Annotated in this window: 15 protein-coding genes; 8 read left to right on the forward strand and 7 right to left on the reverse strand. The window is 73.6% G+C overall.

From position 1 onward, the window contains the following. Positions 1-194 precede the first annotated feature (194 nt). Both DT057_RS03995 and DT057_RS04000 read right to left on the reverse strand, forming a co-directional pair. Positions 195-830 (reverse strand): LysE family translocator, encoded by a 636-nt coding sequence (locus DT057_RS03995; protein WP_128560831.1) that lies wholly within the window; start codon positions 828-830, stop codon positions 195-197. A gap of 17 nt (positions 831-847) precedes the next feature. Further along, positions 848-1,471: an FMN-binding negative transcriptional regulator gene (locus DT057_RS04000; RefSeq protein WP_128560832.1), complete on the reverse strand. Its 624-nt coding sequence runs from the start codon at positions 1,469-1,471 to the stop codon at positions 848-850. A 76-nt stretch (positions 1,472-1,547) separates the two neighbouring features. On the opposite strand from DT057_RS04000, the gene pdxR reads away from it, so the two are divergent. The 5 genes from pdxR to DT057_RS04025 all read left to right on the forward strand — a co-directional run bounded on the left by pdxR (position 1,548) and on the right by DT057_RS04025 (position 8,259). Further along, the gene (gene pdxR, locus DT057_RS04005; RefSeq protein ID WP_128560833.1) at positions 1,548-2,981 is read left to right on the forward strand and encodes a MocR-like pyridoxine biosynthesis transcription factor PdxR; all 1,434 of its coding nucleotides are present in this window, start codon (positions 1,548-1,550) and stop codon (positions 2,979-2,981) included. A gap of 374 nt (positions 2,982-3,355) precedes the next feature. After that, positions 3,356-4,732 carry an ABC transporter substrate-binding protein gene (locus tag DT057_RS04010; RefSeq protein ID WP_128560834.1) on the forward strand — a complete coding sequence of 459 codons (1,377 nt, stop codon included), beginning with the start codon at positions 3,356-3,358 and terminating at the stop codon, positions 4,730-4,732. A gap of 168 nt (positions 4,733-4,900) precedes the next feature. Then, positions 4,901-5,782 (forward strand): carbohydrate ABC transporter permease, encoded by an 882-nt coding sequence (locus DT057_RS04015; RefSeq protein ID WP_128560835.1) that lies wholly within the window; start codon positions 4,901-4,903, stop codon positions 5,780-5,782. Continuing rightward, positions 5,779-6,693 (forward strand): carbohydrate ABC transporter permease, encoded by a 915-nt coding sequence (locus tag DT057_RS04020; protein ID WP_238313866.1) that lies wholly within the window; start codon positions 5,779-5,781, stop codon positions 6,691-6,693. The genes DT057_RS04015 and DT057_RS04020 overlap by 4 nt, the downstream gene beginning before the upstream one ends. 333 nt (positions 6,694-7,026) lie before the next feature. Beyond that, positions 7,027-8,259 (forward strand): NAD(P)/FAD-dependent oxidoreductase, encoded by a 1,233-nt coding sequence (locus tag DT057_RS04025; protein WP_128560836.1) that lies wholly within the window; start codon positions 7,027-7,029, stop codon positions 8,257-8,259. 19 nt (positions 8,260-8,278) lie between these two features. Here DT057_RS04025 and DT057_RS04030 read toward each other — a convergent pair whose 3' ends face one another. The 4 genes from DT057_RS04030 to DT057_RS04045 form a co-directional block, all read right to left on the reverse strand. Then, positions 8,279-9,214 carry a CobW family GTP-binding protein gene (locus tag DT057_RS04030; protein WP_128560837.1) on the reverse strand — a complete coding sequence of 312 codons (936 nt, stop codon included), beginning with the start codon at positions 9,212-9,214 and terminating at the stop codon, positions 8,279-8,281. Then, positions 9,211-10,698 carry an amidohydrolase family protein gene (locus tag DT057_RS04035; protein WP_128560838.1) on the reverse strand — a complete coding sequence of 496 codons (1,488 nt, stop codon included), beginning with the start codon at positions 10,696-10,698 and terminating at the stop codon, positions 9,211-9,213. Before DT057_RS04035 ends, DT057_RS04030 begins: the two co-directional genes overlap by 4 nt. A 133-nt stretch (positions 10,699-10,831) precedes the next feature. Further along, entirely contained in the window at positions 10,832-12,148 is a 1,317-nt protein-coding gene (locus DT057_RS04040; protein WP_128560839.1) for an ABC transporter substrate-binding protein, read from the reverse strand. A gap of 129 nt (positions 12,149-12,277) precedes the next feature. Beyond that, positions 12,278-12,958: a DJ-1/PfpI family protein gene (locus tag DT057_RS04045; protein WP_128560840.1), complete on the reverse strand. Its 681-nt coding sequence runs from the start codon at positions 12,956-12,958 to the stop codon at positions 12,278-12,280. A gap of 92 nt (positions 12,959-13,050) precedes the next feature. Here DT057_RS04045 and DT057_RS04050 point away from each other — a divergent pair, with 92 nt between their 5' ends. Then, positions 13,051-13,989 carry a GlxA family transcriptional regulator gene (locus tag DT057_RS04050; protein WP_128560841.1) on the forward strand — a complete coding sequence of 313 codons (939 nt, stop codon included), beginning with the start codon at positions 13,051-13,053 and terminating at the stop codon, positions 13,987-13,989. Positions 13,990-14,070: 81 nt separating this feature from the next. Here DT057_RS04050 and DT057_RS04055 read toward each other — a convergent pair whose 3' ends face one another. Next, positions 14,071-14,994: an alpha/beta fold hydrolase gene (locus tag DT057_RS04055; protein WP_128560842.1), complete on the reverse strand. Its 924-nt coding sequence runs from the start codon at positions 14,992-14,994 to the stop codon at positions 14,071-14,073. A 207-nt stretch (positions 14,995-15,201) separates the two neighbouring features. Here DT057_RS04055 and DT057_RS04060 point away from each other — a divergent pair, with 207 nt between their 5' ends. Both DT057_RS04060 and DT057_RS04065 read left to right on the forward strand, forming a co-directional pair. Next, positions 15,202-16,755, forward strand: coding sequence for a DUF1800 domain-containing protein (locus DT057_RS04060; RefSeq protein WP_128560843.1), 1,554 nt, complete (start codon positions 15,202-15,204; stop codon positions 16,753-16,755). 11 nt (positions 16,756-16,766) lie between these two features. Further along, positions 16,767-17,954: a DUF1501 domain-containing protein gene (locus DT057_RS04065; protein ID WP_128560844.1), complete on the forward strand. Its 1,188-nt coding sequence runs from the start codon at positions 16,767-16,769 to the stop codon at positions 17,952-17,954. Positions 17,955-18,090: the final 136 nt, after the last annotated feature.

Genomic DNA, 18,090 nt, shown 5'->3' on the forward strand with positions numbered 1-18,090 from the left:
GGCCCGGCGCCCGCCGCAGCCCCGCCCGCAGCCGGCCCCGCCGAGCATCGCCCCGGATCCCGACACCGCGGCACCCGATCCGGACGACAACCCGGGGGCCGAATGGCGGCGATGACGCGGCCCGCGGGCGGCGTGACAGCCGTCGCGGCCGTGCGGCCCGGGGCGCGGGGAGAGCCCGGCACCGGCCGTCCCGGTCAGGCTGCCGGCCGCCTCACCACGGCGAGGCCGAGGCCGAGGGCGATCATCGCGGCCCCCGAGCCCTCGCGCAGGCGGCGGACCAGGGCGGGGCGGGCCGCGGCGCCGTCCCGGACGGCGCCGGCCGCGAGGGCGACCGCGATGTCGGCGAGCGTGTTCAGCGCGACCGACAGGAGGCCGAGCACGGCGAATTGCAGGGCGACGCGACCGGCCGGGTCCACGAAGTGCGGGACGAAGGCGAGGAAGAAGGCGGCCGTCTTCGGGTTCAGCGCCTCGACCAGCACGCCCTCCCGGAAGGCGCGCCGCGGCCCGACCGGCGCCGCCGGCGTGCCGGACACGGCCTCCCGGCGGGCGCTCCGGAGCGTGCGCAGGCCGAGCCAGACGAGGTAGGCCGCCCCGGCGAGCTTCAGCGCGGTGAACAGCTCGGCACTCGCGAGCACGATCGCGGAGACGCCGAGGCTTCCCGCGAGCACGTGGATCATGCCGCCGAGCCCGGTCCCGCAACTCGAGGCGACGCCTTCCCGACGGCCGCCGGCCAGGGCGCGGGCGGCGACGTAGAAGATCCCGGGGCCGGGCGTGACGGCGAGCACCAGGGCGGTGGTGCAGAACAGGGCGAGCTGGGTCAGGTCCGGCATGGCGGCGATCCCCCGGCTCACGCCGGGATCAGCGCGGCGACCGCGCGGTCGGAGGGCCGCTCGCTCGCCGCGAGCCCCGCCGCGACGCCGGCGCGGTCGGCCTCGTTCCGGTTCTGGCTCAGCTTGCGCTTGCCCTCCAGGCGGGTGATCGGCATCCGCACCCCGACGATCCCGCGCAGCTGGGCGGCGACGAACTCCGGCGGGGCGTCGCCGACCGCCCACGGCTGCGCGCGCGGCCGCTCGTGCAGCAGTGTCAGCCGGGTCACCGCGTCGAGGAGCCGGTCCGCGTCGTGGAAGAACTCCACGGGCCCGTGCGCGTGGACCGCGACGTAGTTCCAGGTCGGCACGACCTTCCCGGTCTCCGCCTTGGTGGCGTACCAGGACGGTGTCACGTAGGCGTCCGCGCCCATGAAGATCGCCAGGCCCTCACCCAGGGGCGGAGCGCGCCAGTGCGGGTTGGCCCGGGCGACGTGGCCGTAGATCACGCCGTGCTCGCCCTCGCTCTCGTCGAGGAGGAGCGGCAGCGGCGTCGCCAGCGGCCCGTCCGCCGTGGCGGTGACGAGGGTCGCCAGGCGGGTCGCCCGCATGGTCGCCAGCAGGCTGGCGCGGTCGTCGTCCCGGAAGGCGGGCGGCGTGTACATGGCGGGGCTCCTTGCGGTCCGCGGATGGATGAGGCCAATCTGGCCTGCTGGAAACAGCCAGTTTCGCGGATTCGACATGGGCCAGTCGGCGAACCAGGGCGTCGCGCGCCGGATCGTGACGGCGATCAAGGCGCAGATCCACGCCGGCGCCCACCGGCCCGGCGACAGGCTGCCGTCGACCCGGGCCCTCGCGGCGGAGTGGGGCACCTCCCGCACCACCGTGACGGCGGCCTACGGCCAGCTGATCGCGGAGGGGTACCTCGCCACCCGGCCGGGCGCCCGCGCGGTCGTCGCCGAGGGTCTGGCGGCGGCGCCGCGGCCGGCCGGCCTCCCGGACGCGCCGCCCCGCCGGCTCTCCGGTTTCGCGCAGCGCCTGCTCGCCCTGCCCGCGCCCGCGCCCGCCGACGCCCCGGCGCCCCGGATCGCGGATTTCCGCTACGGCGACCTCGCGGCCGCCGATTTCCCGGTCCTGGCCTGGCGGCGCGCCCTGAACGCCGCGGCCCTGCGGCGCGGGGCGCGGCTGCGCTACGACGAGCCCCAGGGCTCGGCCGCTCTGCGGAGCGCGCTCCACGGCTACCTCTGGCGCGCCCGGGGCATCGCCTGCACGCCGGAGGACATCGTGGTCGTCAACGGCTCGCAGCAGGGGCTCGACCTGTGCGGGCGGCTCCTGCTCGATCCCGGCGACCCGTTCGTCATCGAGAATCCCGGCTACGTCCTCGCCCGCCACGCCTTCCTGGCCGCCGGGGGGATCGCCGTTCCGGTCCCGGTCGACGGCGACGGGATCAGGACGGACGCCCTGCCGCCGGCCCGCCTGGCCTACGTCACGCCCTCGCACCAGTACCCGCTCGGCGCCGTCCTGTCGGCGGCGCGGCGGCGCGCCCTGGTGGCCTGGGCGGCGCGGGGCGGCGCCTGCCTCGTCGAGGACGATTACGACGGGGAGTACCGCCACGACGTCGCGCCGATCCCGCCCCTGCAGACCCTGGCGCCGGACGCCGTGATCTACGTCGGCACGCTGTCGAAGACGCTCTCCCCGACGGTGCGGCTCGGCTACCTCGTCGTCCCGCCCGCGCTGCGCCGGGCCTTCGGGGAGGCGAAGCGGCTGACGGACCGGCACACGCCGCTCGCGGCCCAGGACGCCCTCGCCGATCTCCTGGCGAGCGGCGCCTACGAACGCCACGTCCGCGGCATGCGCAAGCGCAACGCCGAGCGCCGGGCGGTGCTGCTGCGGGCGCTGGCCGACGCGCTCGGCCCGGCCGTCACCGTCGTGGGGGCCGGGACCGGCCTGCACGTGGTCGCGTGGTTCGGCGGGATCGCGGCCGCCCGCGAGGCCGCGCTCGCCGCCGCCGCGCGCGCGGCCGGGATCGGCCTCCACCCCGTCGCGCCGCTCTACGACCCGGCCGAGCCCCGGCCCGCCGCCGCAGGGTTCGTCCTCGGCTACGCGGGCCTCGCCGCCGAGGACCTGCGGCGGGGCGTCGGGGTCCTGGCGGCGGTCGTCGCCGCGCAGCGCTGAGCCCCCGCGGCCGCATCGCCGCCCGGGGCCGCACGCGTCCCGGCGCGGCGACCTCCATCCGCCAGGGCGGCGCGCCGGTCGGCGGCAACCCCCGCGTCGGACCCCGCGGCGGCCGCATCGCTGCGCCCGCTCGACCTCGCGGTTACTTGCGGAGCGATCCGCTCAGCCTGTTTCGCCGACGCGCCGAACCATCCGCGGGCGCCGGCAACGGCCTCGTCCCGCCCGCCTTTAGGTCATGCCGGCCGGTTCGACTGGGCGGCTCCGGCAGCGTCAGGCCGTCGACATCGCGTTGCGCTGAGTTGCCTCGGGCTGCATCCCGTGCTGAAATCACGGCGAGCCGTCCGATCAACGAGGCGGAGCGCAGGAGGGAACCGATGAGGCGAGGCATCGCGGGGGCGTTGTCGCTGGGTGCGTGGGTGCTGGCCGCGATGCCGGCCGTGGCGCAGGACAAGACGCTCACGGTCTGGTTCAGCAAGGGTTTCTACCGGTCCGAGGACGAGTCCCTCTGGGCTGCCATCAAGAAATTCCAGGAGAAGACCGGGATCAAGGTCGAGCTGTCGCAGTACGCGATCCAGGACATGATCCCGAAGACGGTCGCGGCGCTCGATTCCGGCTCGCCGCCGGACGTCGGCTACGCCGACACCTACAACAACCAAGCTGCCGGCAAGTGGGCCTTCGAGGGCAAGCTCGAGGACCTCACCGATATCCTGCAACCCATGATGTCGCGCTTTGCGCCGCAGACGATCGAGCACACGCTGCTCTACAACGACCGGACCCACAAGAAGGCCTATTACGGTTTCCCGTTGAAGCGGCAGACGCTGCACACGGAGATCTGGAGCGACATGCTCGAGAAGGCCGGGTTCAAGCAGAGCGCCATACCGGCGGCGTGGGACGAGTACTGGTCGTTCTGGTGCGACAAGGTCCAGCCAGCCTACCGCAAGGCGTCGGGCTCCCGGACCTACGGCATCGGCGCCCCGATGGGCGTGGAATCGACCGACAGCTTCCAGTCCTTCTACGCGTTCATGGACGCCTACGACGTCAAGCTCGTCGACAACGACGGCAAGCTCCTGGTCGACGATCCGAAGAACCGCAGCGGCCTGATCAAGGCCCTCAAGGATTACACCGACCCCTACGTGAAGGGATGCGTTCCCCCGTCGGCGACGACCTGGAAGGACCCCGACAACAACGTCGCCTTCCACAATCGAACCACGGTGATGACGCACAACTTCACGATCTCCATCGCGGCGAAGTGGTACGAGGACAGCGTCAATCCGAGCGCCACGCCCGAGCAGCGCGAGGCGGCCAGGAAGGCCTACGAGGAGACGATCGTCACCGCGCCGTTCCCGAACAGGCCGGACGGGAAGCCGATGACCTACCGCGCCGACGTCAAGCACGGGGTCGTCTTCGCGGGCGCCAAGAACAAGGCGGCCGCCAAGGAATTCGTGAAGTTCATCATGGAGGAGGACAACCTCCGCCCCTACGTCGAGGGCGCGATCGGCCGCTGGTTCCCCGTCACGAACGCCTCGGTCGAGAGCCCATTCTGGCAGGCCGACAAGCACCGCAAGGTCGTCTACAATCAGTTCAAGTCGGGCACGGAGCCGTTCGACTACGTCAAGAACTACAAGTTCACGCTGCTCAACAACGAGAACGTCTTCGCCAAGGCGATGAACCGGGTCGTGAGCGAGAAGGTCCCGGTCGAGAAGGCGGCCGACGAGATGCTCGCCCGCATCAAGCAGGTCGCCGCACCCTAGAGCAGCATCCGATCACGCTGCGATCGGCCGCTGCTCCAGGTTTTTGAGTCTGCCGCATTGTCTGCGGCGNCGGCCGGCCGAAGCGGACACCGGCCCGGCGCGGGGGGCGCGCGCCGGGCCGCGGATCGAGTGCGGCCGGCCGGCGGCGCCTCATCAGGGAGACCCAGGATGTCGGGAACGCGCGCTACGACGATCGACGATGCCGCGCTGGCAACCGCGCCCCGGGCCTTCCGCCTCGACGCCTGGCAGGCGTGGGGCGTGATCCTGGTCGCGCCCTACCTGCTCGTGTTCCTGTTCTTCGTCATCTACCCGGTCGGGTACGGGCTCTGGCTCGCCCGCGACCCGGCGAGCTACGCCCACCTCGCGGCCGATCCGATCTTCGCGCGCACGGTCGTCAACACGCTCGTCTTCCTGATCGTCGGGATCAACCTGAAGATGGCGATCGCGCTGTTCCTGTCGGGCTTCTTCACCCACGAGCGGCGCTGGATCCGCTGGCTCTCGGTCCTCTTCATCCTGCCCTGGGCGGTGCCGTCGATACCGACGATCCTCTCCGTCCGGTTCATGCTGAACCCCGAATGGGGCGTCGTGAACCAGATCATCTTCCGGCTCACCGCGGAGGACGGGCCGAACTGGCTCAACGATCCGCGGCTCGGGCTGGCGCTCGCCATCACGGTCCACATCTGGAAGTCGCTGCCGTTCTGGACGCTGATCCTCCTCGCCGGACGCCTCGCCATCTCGTCCGACCTCTACGAAGCCGCCTCCGTCGACGGTGCGACGGGCTGGCAGAAGTTCCTGCACGTCACCTGGCCCTCCATGCGGGCGCTCTACGTGACCTGCACGATCCTCTCGATGATCTGGACGCTCGGTGACTTCAACAGCGTCTACCTGCTCACCGGCGGCGGTCCCGCGGACCTGACGCACGTGCTCGCGACGCTCGGCATCCGCTACCTGAGGCTCGACCAGATCGACCACTCGATGGCGGCGGTCGTGTGCGCGATGCCCTTCGTTCTGCCCCTCGTCTACGTGCTGATGCGGAGGCTCTCGAAATGAGCGTCAGGATCGCGGGCGCGCCGCTCGATGCCGCGGACTCGCCCCGTGTTCAGCCCCGCGCCCGCTGGAACTGGCTCGCGGCCGCCGGGACGGAGGCGAAGCTCCTCCTCGTCGGCATCCCGGTCCTGCTCTGGACCCTGATACCGATCTACCACCTGGTCCTGTTCGCGATCTCGCCGAAGCAGGAGGCGTTCTCAGGGGCGCTGTTTCCGGAACATCCGACCCTCAGGAACTTCGAGATCGTCTTCGGGCAGCGGCATTATTTCCTGTCGCACTTCTGGCAGCAGCTCTGGAACTCGGTCTTCATCGCCTTCTCGACGGGGGTCCTCACGCTCCTGATCGCGACGTCGGCCGCCTTCGCGATCAGCCGGCTGAAGGTGAGGGGCGGCCGGACGGTGATGAACCTCGCGCTCTTCACCTACTTCATCCCGGCGGCGTTCCTCGCCGTGCCGATGTACAAGACGATGGGCGCCTACGGGCTCCTCAACACCAAGTGGGCCCTCATCCTCGCCATGGTGACGATCGCGAGTCCCTACGCGATCTGGGTCCTGAAGCAGGCCTCCGACAAGCTGCCGCTGGAGCTGGACGAGGCGGCCGTGATGGACGGGGCCACGCCCCCGCAGCTGTTCTGGTTCGTCTACCTGCCCCTGATGACGCCCTCGCTCGTCGCGATCGGCGTCTACGCGCTCCTGCTCGCCTGGAACGAGTACCTGTTCGCCTTCCTGCTGCTGTCGCGCGACACGGACGTGACCCTGCCGGTGGCGCTCGGAAGCTTCCTGGCGGCCGACGACTCGCCCTGGGAACTGCTGATGACGACGGGGCTGATCTACGCCCTGCCGCCCGCGGCGATCTACTACGTGTTCCGGCGCTACATGGTCGGGGGGCTGACGGCCGGCGCGGTCAAGAGCTGACGCGGCCGTTGTCCCTGCCGGAGCCCCCGGGGGGCGTCCGGGACGCTCACCCGGCCGGGGGCCCTGCGTGCCGGCTCGGCGGGACGCGCGCTCGCGCCGCGCGGGTGCCTCCTGCGGGCCGGCGACGCCGGCACGCCGACGCCCCCCGTGCGGGAATGGCGGAAATCGCCGGCTTCCCGTCATTGCACATCCGCGTCGGCCGCCTATCGTTGCGGACGGCTCGCGCTTCGGCGGGGGCCGCGCGGATGCGGCGCCCGTCGCCGCGCGGGCACGATCCTGCCGGCGCGGTCGCGGTGACGCGCCCGTCGATGGCTCCAGGTCCGGGACAGTGAGTTGCGCAGCGCGATCGTTCTGGGCGCCGGCATGGTCGGCGTCGGCACAGCCCTCCACCTCCAGCAGCGCGGCTGGAGCGTCGTCCTCGTCGACAAGGGCGCGCCGGGGCGGGAGACGAGCTACGGCAATGCCGGAATCATCCAGAGCGAGGCCGTCGAGCCCTACGCGATGCCCCGTGACTGGGCGACGCTGTTCGCGATCCTCGCCGGCCGCAGCAACGACGTCCACTACGCGTTCCGCGCCCTGCGCCCCCACCTCGGGTCGCTCCTGCGCTACTGGTGGCACTCGGCCCCCCGGCGCCACGCCGCGGCGTCGCGGGCCTACGCGACCCTGATCGCCCGCGCGGCCCCCGAGCACGCGGCGCTGATCGCCGCCTCCGGCGCGGACGACCTCGTCCGGCAGGGTGGCTTCCACGTCCTGCACCGCGCGCCCGGCGCCCTCGAGAAGGCGGCGGCGGAGGCCGAGCGCCTGCGGGCGCGCTACGGCGTGCGCTCGCGGGCGCTGTCGCCGGCCGACCTCGGCGCGGCCGAGCCGGCGCTGAAGCAAACGGGCGCCGGCGCGATCCATTGGCAGGACCCGTGGTCCGTGCGCGACCCCGGCGCGCTCGTCGCCGCCTACGCCGACCTGTTCCGCCGGCGCGGCGGCGTCATCCGGCAGGGCGAGGCGGGCAGCCTCGGCCCCCGCGTGGGGGGCTGGGGCGTGCGGACCGCGGACGGACCGTTGGAGGCCGAGGCCGCGGTCGTGGCGCTCGGGCCGTGGTCGCCCGAGCTCCTGCGCCCGTTCGGGTACCGCTTCCCGATGCTGCGCAAGCGCGGCTACCACCGGCACTGGCGCAGCGCCCCGACGCTGTCGCTGCCCCTCCTGGACGCGGCCAACGGCTACGTGATGGCGCCGATGGCGCGGGGGCTGCGCATCACGACCGGCGCCGACCTGTCGTCGGCCGAGGCGGCCACGAGCCCGATCCAGCTCGCGCGCGCCGAGGCCGCCGCGCGGGACCTCGTCGATCTCGGCGCGCCCTACGAGAACACGCCGTGGTCGGGCATCCGCCCCTGCATGCCCGACATGCTGCCGGTCATCGGCGAGGCGCCGCGCCATCCGGGATTGTGGCTCCATTTCGGGCACGGGCACCAAGGCTTCACGCTCGGGCCCGCGACCGGTCGCCTGCTGGCCGAGGCGATGTCGGGCGAGGCGCCGTCCGTCGCGGCCGCGCCGTTCGACCCGGGCCGCCGCTGACGCGGACGCCGAGGCCGGCTCAGGGCCCGGCCGCCCCGTCGAGCAGCGCGGCCGCCGCTCGGCGCTCGAGGCGCCCCGCCTCCGCGATCAGCACGAGGCGGGCCGACACCCCCGCCTGCGCCGGCACGCCGGTCGGCACGATCGTGGCGCGCGTGCCGACGAGCTGGAACAGCATCGGCCGGTCCGGCTCACGCTCGAAGGTCACGAAGCCCTTCGCCCGCAGAAGGTCGGGCGCGAGCCGGGCGATGGCGGACTGGAACCGCGCGAGCGACACCGGCCGGGACGCCGTCCAGCTCATGCTCTCGAAGCGCTCCGCCGCCGCCGAGGGCCGCAGGCCGCGCGGGGCGGCCGGTGCGTGGCCCGCGCCGGAGAAGAGGAGGGCCGGCGACGGCAGGGCGCCCCGCACCGCCTCGAAGGTGAGGCGCGGCGGCTTCTGGCGGGCGAGGCCCGCGCGAACGCGCGCGCGCTCGGCCCCGTCCACGAGGTCGGACTTCGCGACGAGGCAGAAATCCGCCGCGGCGAGCTGCGACCGCCACAGGGCGTCGTCGAACAGGTCCGGCCGGTCGGCGAGGTGGCGCGCGTCCACCACGGTGACGACGGTGTCGAGGGGCGTCGCGGCGTAGACCACCGGATCGAGGAGCGACCGGACGATCTCGGCCGGATCGGCCGCGCCGCTGGTCTCGATCACGATCGCGTCCGGCGCGGGCCGCCGGCGCAGGAGGCCCGAGAGGGTGCGCATCAGGTCGCCCTGCAGGCTGCAGCAGATGCACCCGTTCCTGAGGCTGACGACGCCGTCGGCGGACAGGCCGAGCAGGGCCGCGTCGACGTCGATCGCGCCGAAATCGTTGACGAGGGCGGCGATGCGGCGGCCGCCCGGGTCGCGCAGGAGCGCGTTGACCAGGGTGGTCTTGCCGGCCCCGAGGAAGCCCGCGACGAGGACGACCGGAACGGTCACGGGGCGCTCGGCCGGCGCACCGGGCGGCCCGGTCGGGCGTCGCGCACGAGCGCGCCGTCCGCGATGACGCCGGCGCCCCCGACGAGGAGGTGGCGGACGCCCTCGGAGGGACGGTTCGGGTGCCGGAAATCGGCCCGGTCGGTCAGGCTGTCGAGGTCGAAGCAGACGATGTCGGCGTCGCAGCCCGCCCCGAGCCGCCCCTTCAGGCGCATCGCCGGCGTGCTCGCCTCCAGGAGCCGCGCGGGGATGAGCGTGCACTTGCGCAGGCCCTCCATCAGCGAAACGGCCCGCCGCTCCCTGACCCATTCGCGCAGGAAGCGCGTGAACGTCCCGCTCGAGCGCGGGTGCGAGACGGCGTCGTCCGGCAGCGGCCAGGCATCGCCGAGGTAGGTCGAGCCGTCGGACAGGAGCCACGGCACGGCGTCGGACGCGATCGCGCCGCCTGGAAACAGCACGGAGACGTCGAGGAGCGCGCGGTGCCGATCGTTCGCCGAGACGTCGAGGAAATGCCAGAGCACGAGAGCGCCCGGGTCCTGCGCCTGCGCGGCCAGGATCTCGTCGCGGTCGGCGAAGCGGTGGCCCGTCGCCAGGGTCTCGACCGTCGCGTAACCGCCGCCCGTGCGCTCGGGAAAGGCCGGGTCGGCGAAGAACACCGCCCCGATCACGGTCGAGCCCGTGCCGTACGGGTAGGCCTCGACCGTCACCTTCAGGCCCTGCGCCTGGGCGGTGCGCACGAGGTCGGCCGCGCGCTCGACGTCCTGCAGGCTCGTCGAGTTGAAGTGGCAGATGTGCATGTGGGCGCCGGTCGAGCCCGCGAGCCCGATCAGGCGGGTGTAGGCCTCGACGGAGCTCTGCGGATCCACGTTGGACATGTACGCGATGTGGGTGAAGGTGGGCGTGCCGGCGGCCGCGGCGAGGCTGCACAGGTCCGAGAGCTCCTTCACGCCGGCCCCCGGCGCGTAGGCGTTCGGGAAGCCGATGCCGAGGCCGCCCTGGTCCAGACCCGCCCGCACCCGCGCGACGATGTCGGCGGTCTCGGCCGCGCCGGCGACCGTGTCGGCCCAGCGCTTGTCCTGCATGGCGCGCCCCATGCCGGCGATGCTCGACTCGGTCTGCTGGGCGGTCATGGCGGCGATGCGGGCAAAGATCCATCCCGTCGACGCGCCGTAGTTGAGGATGCGCCCCGCACGGGCCTGCTCGTCGTACCAGCGCGCCACGGGCCACACCCCGAGCTCGAGCTCGAGGGACGTCGTCACGCCGTCGAAGGCCTGCATCCTGTCGGCCGGCAGGCACTGCCCGTGGGCGTGCAGGTCGATGAACCCGGGCGCGACCACGAGCCCGTCGACCGGCAGCGTTCGCCGCGCCGGGCCGAGGTCGCGCCCCACGGCGGCGATGCGGTCGCCGACGACGGCGACGTCCGCGATCCCGTCGAACCCGCTCTCCGGGTCCACGACCCGGCCTCCGCTCAGAACAAGGTCATGCATGCACCCACGCCTCGCGACGGCAGTTCCGGGCGGGGCGGGCCCGGTTCCCGCGCCCGGCCATGCGACCGAAGCCACGGATCCGATCCCCGCCCACGGATTGGACGCCCCTGATTAGCGTCGCCCGCGCGGCTCGTCATCGTGGGCTTATCGTCGGCCCTCCGGCCCGGGCGACGCCCGCCGCCCCGTCGGGGCCGGCCGGCGTGTGGACGAGAGGGCACTCGCTCTCGGCGAGGGGCTGGTAGGCGTCCGCGGCACGGACCGTCTCGACCACGTCGTAGTACTCCCACGCTCCCCTGACCTCGGCCGGGTCCTTCACGCGCACGAGGTAGAAGTCGTGGATCAGCTTGCCGTCGGCCCTCAACCTGGCACCGCGGGCGTAGACGTCGTCGACCGGCCGCGCCCGCATCGCCGCGAGGACGGGTCCGGTCGCGTCGGTGCCGCTGGCCGCGACGGCCCTGAGGTAGTGCAGGATCGAGGAGTAGACGGCGGCTTGCGGCGCCGTCGGCATCGCCCCGTGGAGCTTGTAGAACCGCCGGGCGAAGCTCCTGGTCTCGTCGTTCAGGTCCCAGTACCACGCCGTGAGCGTCGTGATCCCCTTGGCGATCGCCGGGCCCATGCTGTGGACGTCGGTCAGGAACATGAGCTGCGCCACGGGCGTCTGGCCCGCGCCGCCCATGCCGAACTCGTGCCACTGCTTCATCGTGCTGACGAGCGGCGCGCCCGCGTTCGCGAAGGCGACGACCTTGGCGCCGGACGCCTGGGCCTGGAGCAGGAACGAGCCGTAATCGGTCGTCCCGAGGGGGTGGAAGACGGCCCCGAGCGATCGGCCCCCGGCCGCCGCGAGGACGCGCCGGGACTCGGAGATCATGTTGCGGCCGAAGGCGTAGTCGGACCCGACGAAGAACCAGGTGTCGAGACCCTGCGCGACGAGCCGGCGGATCGGCCCGGCGACCAGGTTGTAGGAATCGTGAAGCCAGGTCAGCCCCGTGTCCGAGCACTGCTTCCCGCTGATCTCCGTCGTTGCGACCGCCGAGTAGAGCACGAGCTTGTTGTGGTCGCGCGCGACGGACTGCACGGCGAGCGCGACGGCCGAGTTGCCGACGTCGGCGACGACGTCGACGCCGTCCACATCGAACCACCGGCGCACGATCTGCGATCCGAGGTCGGCCTTGTTCTGATGGTCGGCGGAGACGATCTCGACCTTCAGGTCGGGCGCCTGCGCGCGGAAATCCTCGGCCGCCAGGCGTGCCGCGACGACGGAGCCCATCCCGGCGGGGTCGGAGAGCGGCCCGACCTGATCGCTGATGACCCCGATCCTGACGATCCCGCCCGACAGCTCGGCCGCGGACGAGGCCGGTGCGGCCGCCACCGCGGCGAGAAGCGCGCAGGCGGCGACGAGACCGCGGGCCTTCCCGGCGTCCCGCTTGAGGAGGCGTGTGCGAACTGACATCCGGTTCTCCGATGCGCGACATCGCTCCGCACGTCCGTGCCGGCCCTCGCCGCGCGCCCGGGCGCGAGACCGTCCCGCCGTGGCGACGGGACGTGACCGGGGCGTCGGGGCCCCGGTCCGGCCGCCGGATCACGCCCCGGCCGCGCGCCTGACCGCCTCGAGACGGCGCGCGCGCGCGGGCGCCATCTTCGCCTCCATGGCGGCGACCACGGCGGCCGGCGCCGTATCCGGCGAGCCCGACTGGAAGGGGGGAGCCGGATTGTATTCCAGGCGGAGCTGGATCGCCTCGGCGGTGGGCCGGTCGACCATCATCGCGACGAGGGTCAGCGCGAAGTCGATGCCCGCCGTCACGCCGCCTCCCGTGACGCGGTTCCGGTCGATGCAGACGCGCTCGGTCGAGAGGATCGCCCCGAACCAGGGCAGCGCCTCGCGCGCGCTCCAGTGGGTCGCCGCCCGGTAGCCCTTCAGCAGCCCGGCGGCGCCGAGGACCAGGGATCCGGTGCAGACCGAGGTGACGTAGCGGGCGCCGGCCGATTGCCGCCGGAGGAAGTCCAGCACCTCCCCGTCCTCGAGGAGGCCGTCGGTCCCGTACCCTCCCGGCACGCAGATCACGTCGAGCTGCGGGCAGTCGGCGAAGGTCGTCGTCGGCGTGAGAACGACGGGCCCGTCGCTCCTCACCGGCTCGATGCGCTTCCAGATCAGGTGGACGTGCGCGTCCGGCAGGCTGGAGAACACCTGCACCGGACCGGTCAGGTCGAGCTGAGTGAAGTCCGGGAACACGAGGAGGCCGATCTGAAGCGGGGGCGCCAATGTCATCTCCGTGCCGATCTGCTTGACCGCCGCAGCCTGGCATGGTCCCGTGCTGGCCGAAATGGCGAAGTTCCCTCGTTCTCGGACACGCGATGATCGGCTTCCTGATCTTCCCGGACTTCCAGCTCCTGGACGTCGCGGGCCCGGTCGCGGTGTTCGAGGTCGCCCGGCGGCGGGTCCCGGCCCTGCCGGCGATCCGCGTCCTGGCGGGTCGGGCAGGGCCGGTGCGCAGCTCGTCGGGAGCCGAGATGCTGGCGGCGTCCCTGTCCTCGGTCGACGGCCTGTCGACGCTGATCGTGGCGGGGGGAGAGGGCGTCGCGGCGGCGGCGCGGTGCCCGGCCACGCTGGCATTCGTGCGGACGATGGCCGGACGCGGCGCGAGGCTCGCCAGCGTCTGCAACGGCGCCTACGTCCTGGCCGAGGCGGGGCTCCTGGAGGGGCGGCGCGCCACGACCCACTGGTCGCTCACGACGGACTTCATCGCCCGCTTCCCGAAGGTGCGGATGATGCCGGACCAGATCTTCACGCGCGACGGCCCGGTCTGGACGTCGGCCGGCATCTCGGCCGGGATCGACCTCGCCCTGGCGATGGTCGCCGAGGATGCCGGCGAGGACGTCGCCCGCACCACGGCCCGGCAGCTCGTGCTCTACCATCGCCGGAGCGGCGGGCAGTCCCAGTTCTCGTCGCTGCTGGAGCTGAAATCACCGAACGGGCGTTTCGCGGCCCTTCTGTCCTGGGTCCGCGAGCATCTCCACCTGCATCTCACCGTTGAAGAGCTGTCCGCCCGTGCCGGCATGAGCTCCCGGCACTTCACGCGCGCCTTCGTCAGCGAGGTCGGCACGACCCCGTCGAAGGCCGTCGAGAGGCTCCGCAGCGAGGTCGCCCGGGAGCGGGTTCAGTCCTCGAACGAGCCGATCGAGCGCATCGCGCAAGCGGTCGGCTTCCGCGACCCCGAACGGATGCGGCGCGCCTTCATCCGCGTCTTCGGCCAGCCGCCCCAGGCCCTGCGCCGCACGGCACGCGGGGGCTGAGAGGACCGGCGGCGCCGCCGCACCGGCCGCCCGGCGACGACCGGGCAGATCGGCGCGCGCCCGGAGGCCCCGCGCTCGGCCTCATTCGAGGAATTCGCGCACGGGCGCGAGGGAGACCTCCGGCGCCTCCTCCTGCGGCACGTGCCCGAGGCCCGGGAGGGCGACGACCCGGCTGCCCCCGATCTGGCTCGCGTAATCGGCCGCGTTGCTGATCGGGATCAGGGCGTCCTTCTCGCCCCAGACCAGCAGGGTCGGAGCCTCGATGCGGCCCAGCAGGGGCTCGGGGCGCTCGACCACGGCCTGCTCCATGCGGGCGATCATGGCGTCCCGCACGCCGGGCGCCAGCATGAGGTCGCGGTAGCGCGCCACCAGCGCGGGCGTGATCAGCGTCGGGTCGCCGTAGGCGGGCGCCAGACTCATCCGGACCAGCGCCGTCGGGAGGACGAAGCGCATCAGCCGGATCGACGCCGGCACCGCCGGCGCCTGCCCGTAGGCGCTCCCCCGGCTCGCGAACCCGTCCGGCGAGACCAGCACGAGCCTGTCGACCCGCGCCGGGTTGAGGGCCGCGAACTTCCAGGCGATGCGGCCGCCGATCGAGTTCCCGATAAGGCTCGCCCGCGCCACGCCGAGCCGGTCCATGAGGCCCGCGAGCACCTCCAGGCTGCGTGCATCCCCGTAATCCCCGGTCGGATCGGGGCCCGTCAGCCCGAAGCCCGGCAGATCGAACCGGACGACGCGATGAGCGCCCGCGAGCGCCTGCGCCCACGGTTCCCAGGTGTGGAGGCTCGATCCGAAGCCGTGCATCATCACGATCGCGGGCGCGTCCCGCGGCCCGTCGTCCCTGACGTGGAGCCGCATCCCGGCGGCCTCGACGTAATCCGTGGGCGCGTCCAGGTACCGGGCCTCGAGGTCGGTGCGGGATCGATCCGGCGTGTAGAGCCAGGCCGCACAAGCCGCGAGGAGGACCGGGACGCCGAGCGCGAGGATCACCAGGGCGGGCTTCATGCTGCTCCCACGACGCCTCAACCCGCGAGACCCTTGCCGATACCCTGATCGGCGGCGGCGCTCAAACCGGCAGCACCGCGGCGCCTGCGGCCGGGCGTCCCACCCGGGCGGCCGGGTCGGCGGCACGGCGTCGGCCCGATGCTTCCGGGCGGGGCGGGAGCGCGTACTCTGCCGGGGTCCGAGGGGATCGACGACGGGGGAGCGACGATGCGGATCTCGCGACAGGGCGTCACGGCGGGCGGGCGGCTGGCGGCGGCGCTCGCGATGCTCCTCGCGGGCGTGGCCGCGGCAGGCGCCGCCCCGGCCGACGACGCGGCGTTCCTGGACGCCCTGACCTGGGGCATCGCGCCCTCCGGCTACGCCGAGCTGCGCAGGCTCGGGCGCGCCCGCTGGCTCGCCGAGCAGCTGCATCCGCCCGCGGCACCCCGCCTGCCGCCGGCCGCGCAGGCGCAGGTCGACGCGATGGCGCCGCAGGGGACGCTGCGCGAGCGGATCGCCGCCCTCGACGCGCAGAGCCGGGCCGCCAACGCCGTGCAGGACCCGGAGGCCCGCAGGGTGGCGCTGCAGGCCTACCAGGAGGCCCTGAACGCCGCCCAGCGCAGCGCCGTCGCCACGACGCTGCTGCGCGCCCTCTCCAGTCCCGATCAGCTGCGCGAGCGCCTGACCTGGATCTGGTTCAACCGCTTCAACGTGCATGCCGCCAAGGCCAACCTGCGCGCCATTGTGGGCGACTACGTCGATGCCGCGATCCGGCCGAACGCGCTCGGTCGCTTCCGCGACCTGCTCGCGGCGACGCTGCGCCACCCGGCGATGCTGCGCTACCTCGACAACGTCGACAACGCGGCCGGGCATCTCAACGAGAACTACGCCCGCGAGCTCATGGAGCTGCACACCATGGGGGTCGGCTCCGGCTACACGCAGGCGGACGTGGAGGCGCTCGCCCGCATCCTCACCGGCGTCGGGATCGACGCCCGCCCGGAAGACCCGAAGCTGCCCCCGGAACGCCGCGCCGACCTGATCCGGGACGGGCTGTTCGCGTTCAACCCCGCCCGGCACGATTACGGCGACAAGGTCCTGCTCGGCCGCCCGATCAAGGGCCGCGGCTTCGCCGAGGTCGAGGAGGCCCTCGACCTCCTCGCGGCGCAGCCGGCGACGGCCCGCCACGTCTCCCGGATGCTCGCGGCCGCGCTGACCGGGACCGAGCCGCCCGAGTCCCTGGTGGAGCGCCTGGCCGGCGTCTTCGCGCGCACCGGCGACATCGCCGCCACCGTCGAAGCGCTCGCCCGGGCGCCCGAGTTCGCGCGCGGCCCGGCGCCGGGGCTCCCGGCGCCGGGCAACCCGGTGCCGGGGTTCAAGGACCCGATGCGCTACGTCCTGTCGGCCCTGCGCCTCGCCTACGACACCCGCGTCGTCCTCAACACCGGCCCGGTCCAGGGCTGGCTCAACCGGCTCGGCGAGGGATTGTTCAACCGCTCGACCCCGGACGGCTACCCGCTCGCCCCGGCGGCCTGGAACGGGCCGGGCCAGATGGTCGTGCGCTTCGAGATCGCCCGCCAGATCGGCTCCGGGCCGGCCGGGCTGTTCCGGCCCTCCAACCCCGACGCGGTCGATGAGCCGGCCTTTCCGCTCCTCCAGAACGCCCTCTACTTCTCGCTCCTCGCCGATACGCTGGGCGAGGCGACCCGCGCGAGCCTGTCCCGGGCGGTCTCGCCGCAGGACTGGAACACGCTGTTCCTGTCCTCCCCCGAATTCATGCGCTGAGGCGGGATACCATGGACCGACGCGACCTCCTGACAGCCTCCCTCGGCCTCGGGCTCGCCACCGTCGCGGGCCGGGTCTGGGCCGCCCCGCGGGCCGACGCGCGCCTCCTCGTCGTCTTCCTGCGGGGCGCCTACGACGCCGCCAGCGTGGTGATCCCCACGGGCAGCGACTTCTACTACCGGGCGCGCCGGACCCTCGCGGTGGCGCGGCCCTCGGCGGCCGACCCCGCCGCCGCGCTGCCCCTCGACGCCGACTGGAGCCTGCACCCGGCCCTGCGCGAGACCATCCTGCCGCTCTGGGCCCGGGGCCAGGCGGCCTTCGTGCCCTTCGCGGGCACCGACGACCTCACCCGCAGCCACTTCGAGACGCAGGACACGATCGAGATGGGGCAGACGGCCGGGGCCGCGCGGGACTACAATTCGGGCTTCATGGCCCGGCTCGCCGCGGAGCTGACGCGGGCGCGCCCGGTCGCCTTCACGGAGCAGATGCCGCTGGTGTTCCGGGGCGGCGAGGCGGTCCCGAACGTCGCCATCAACCAGGTCGGCAAGCCCGGCATCGACGAGCGCCAGGCGCGGCTCATCGCGGCGATGTATCGGGGCCACCCCCTCGCGGGCGCGGTGGACGAGGGCTTCCGGGTGCGCGAGGCGGTCTACCAGACCGTCTCCGACCACGCGATGCAGGCCGACCGCGGCGCGGTCTCGCCCCGGGGCTTCGAGCTCGCGGCGCGGCGGATCGGCCGGCTGATGCGCGAGCAGTTCACCCTCGGCTTCGTCGACGTCGGCGGCTGGGACACCCACGTGAACCAGGGGGCGGGGACCGGCTACCTGGCCGACCGGCTCGGCGAGCTCGGCCGGGGCCTGGCGGGCTTCGCGCAGGAGATCGGCGCGGGCTGGGACGCCACGGTGGTGGTGGTGCTCTCGGAATTCGGCCGCACCTTCCGGGAGAACGGCAGCCGCGGCACGGACCACGGCCACGGCAGCGTCTACTGGGTGCTCGGCGGGGGCGTGCGCGGCGGGCGCATCGCCGGGCCGCAGGTGCGGGCGACCGAGGCGAACCTGTTCCAGAACCGGGACTACCCGGTTCTCACCGACTACCGGTCGCTGCTGGCGGGCCTCCTCGCCCGCCTCTACGGCCTCGACCAGGCGAGCTTGCGCCGGGTCTTCCCGGGCGTCGGCCCGGCCGACCTCGCCCTGGTGTGAGCGGCCGCCCGGGCCGCAGGGCTCGGCGGCGGCCGCGGGAGCGGGCGGCGTCCCGCTCCGCCCCACGCCAGCCGGGCAGCGACGCGCGCGGCGGGCGTCGCGGGACGCTCACCCTCAGCCCCGCGCCGCCTCGCCC

It is taken from the genome of Methylobacterium crusticola (assembly GCF_003574465.1).
GTDB lineage: Bacteria > Pseudomonadota > Alphaproteobacteria > Rhizobiales > Beijerinckiaceae > Methylobacterium > Methylobacterium crusticola.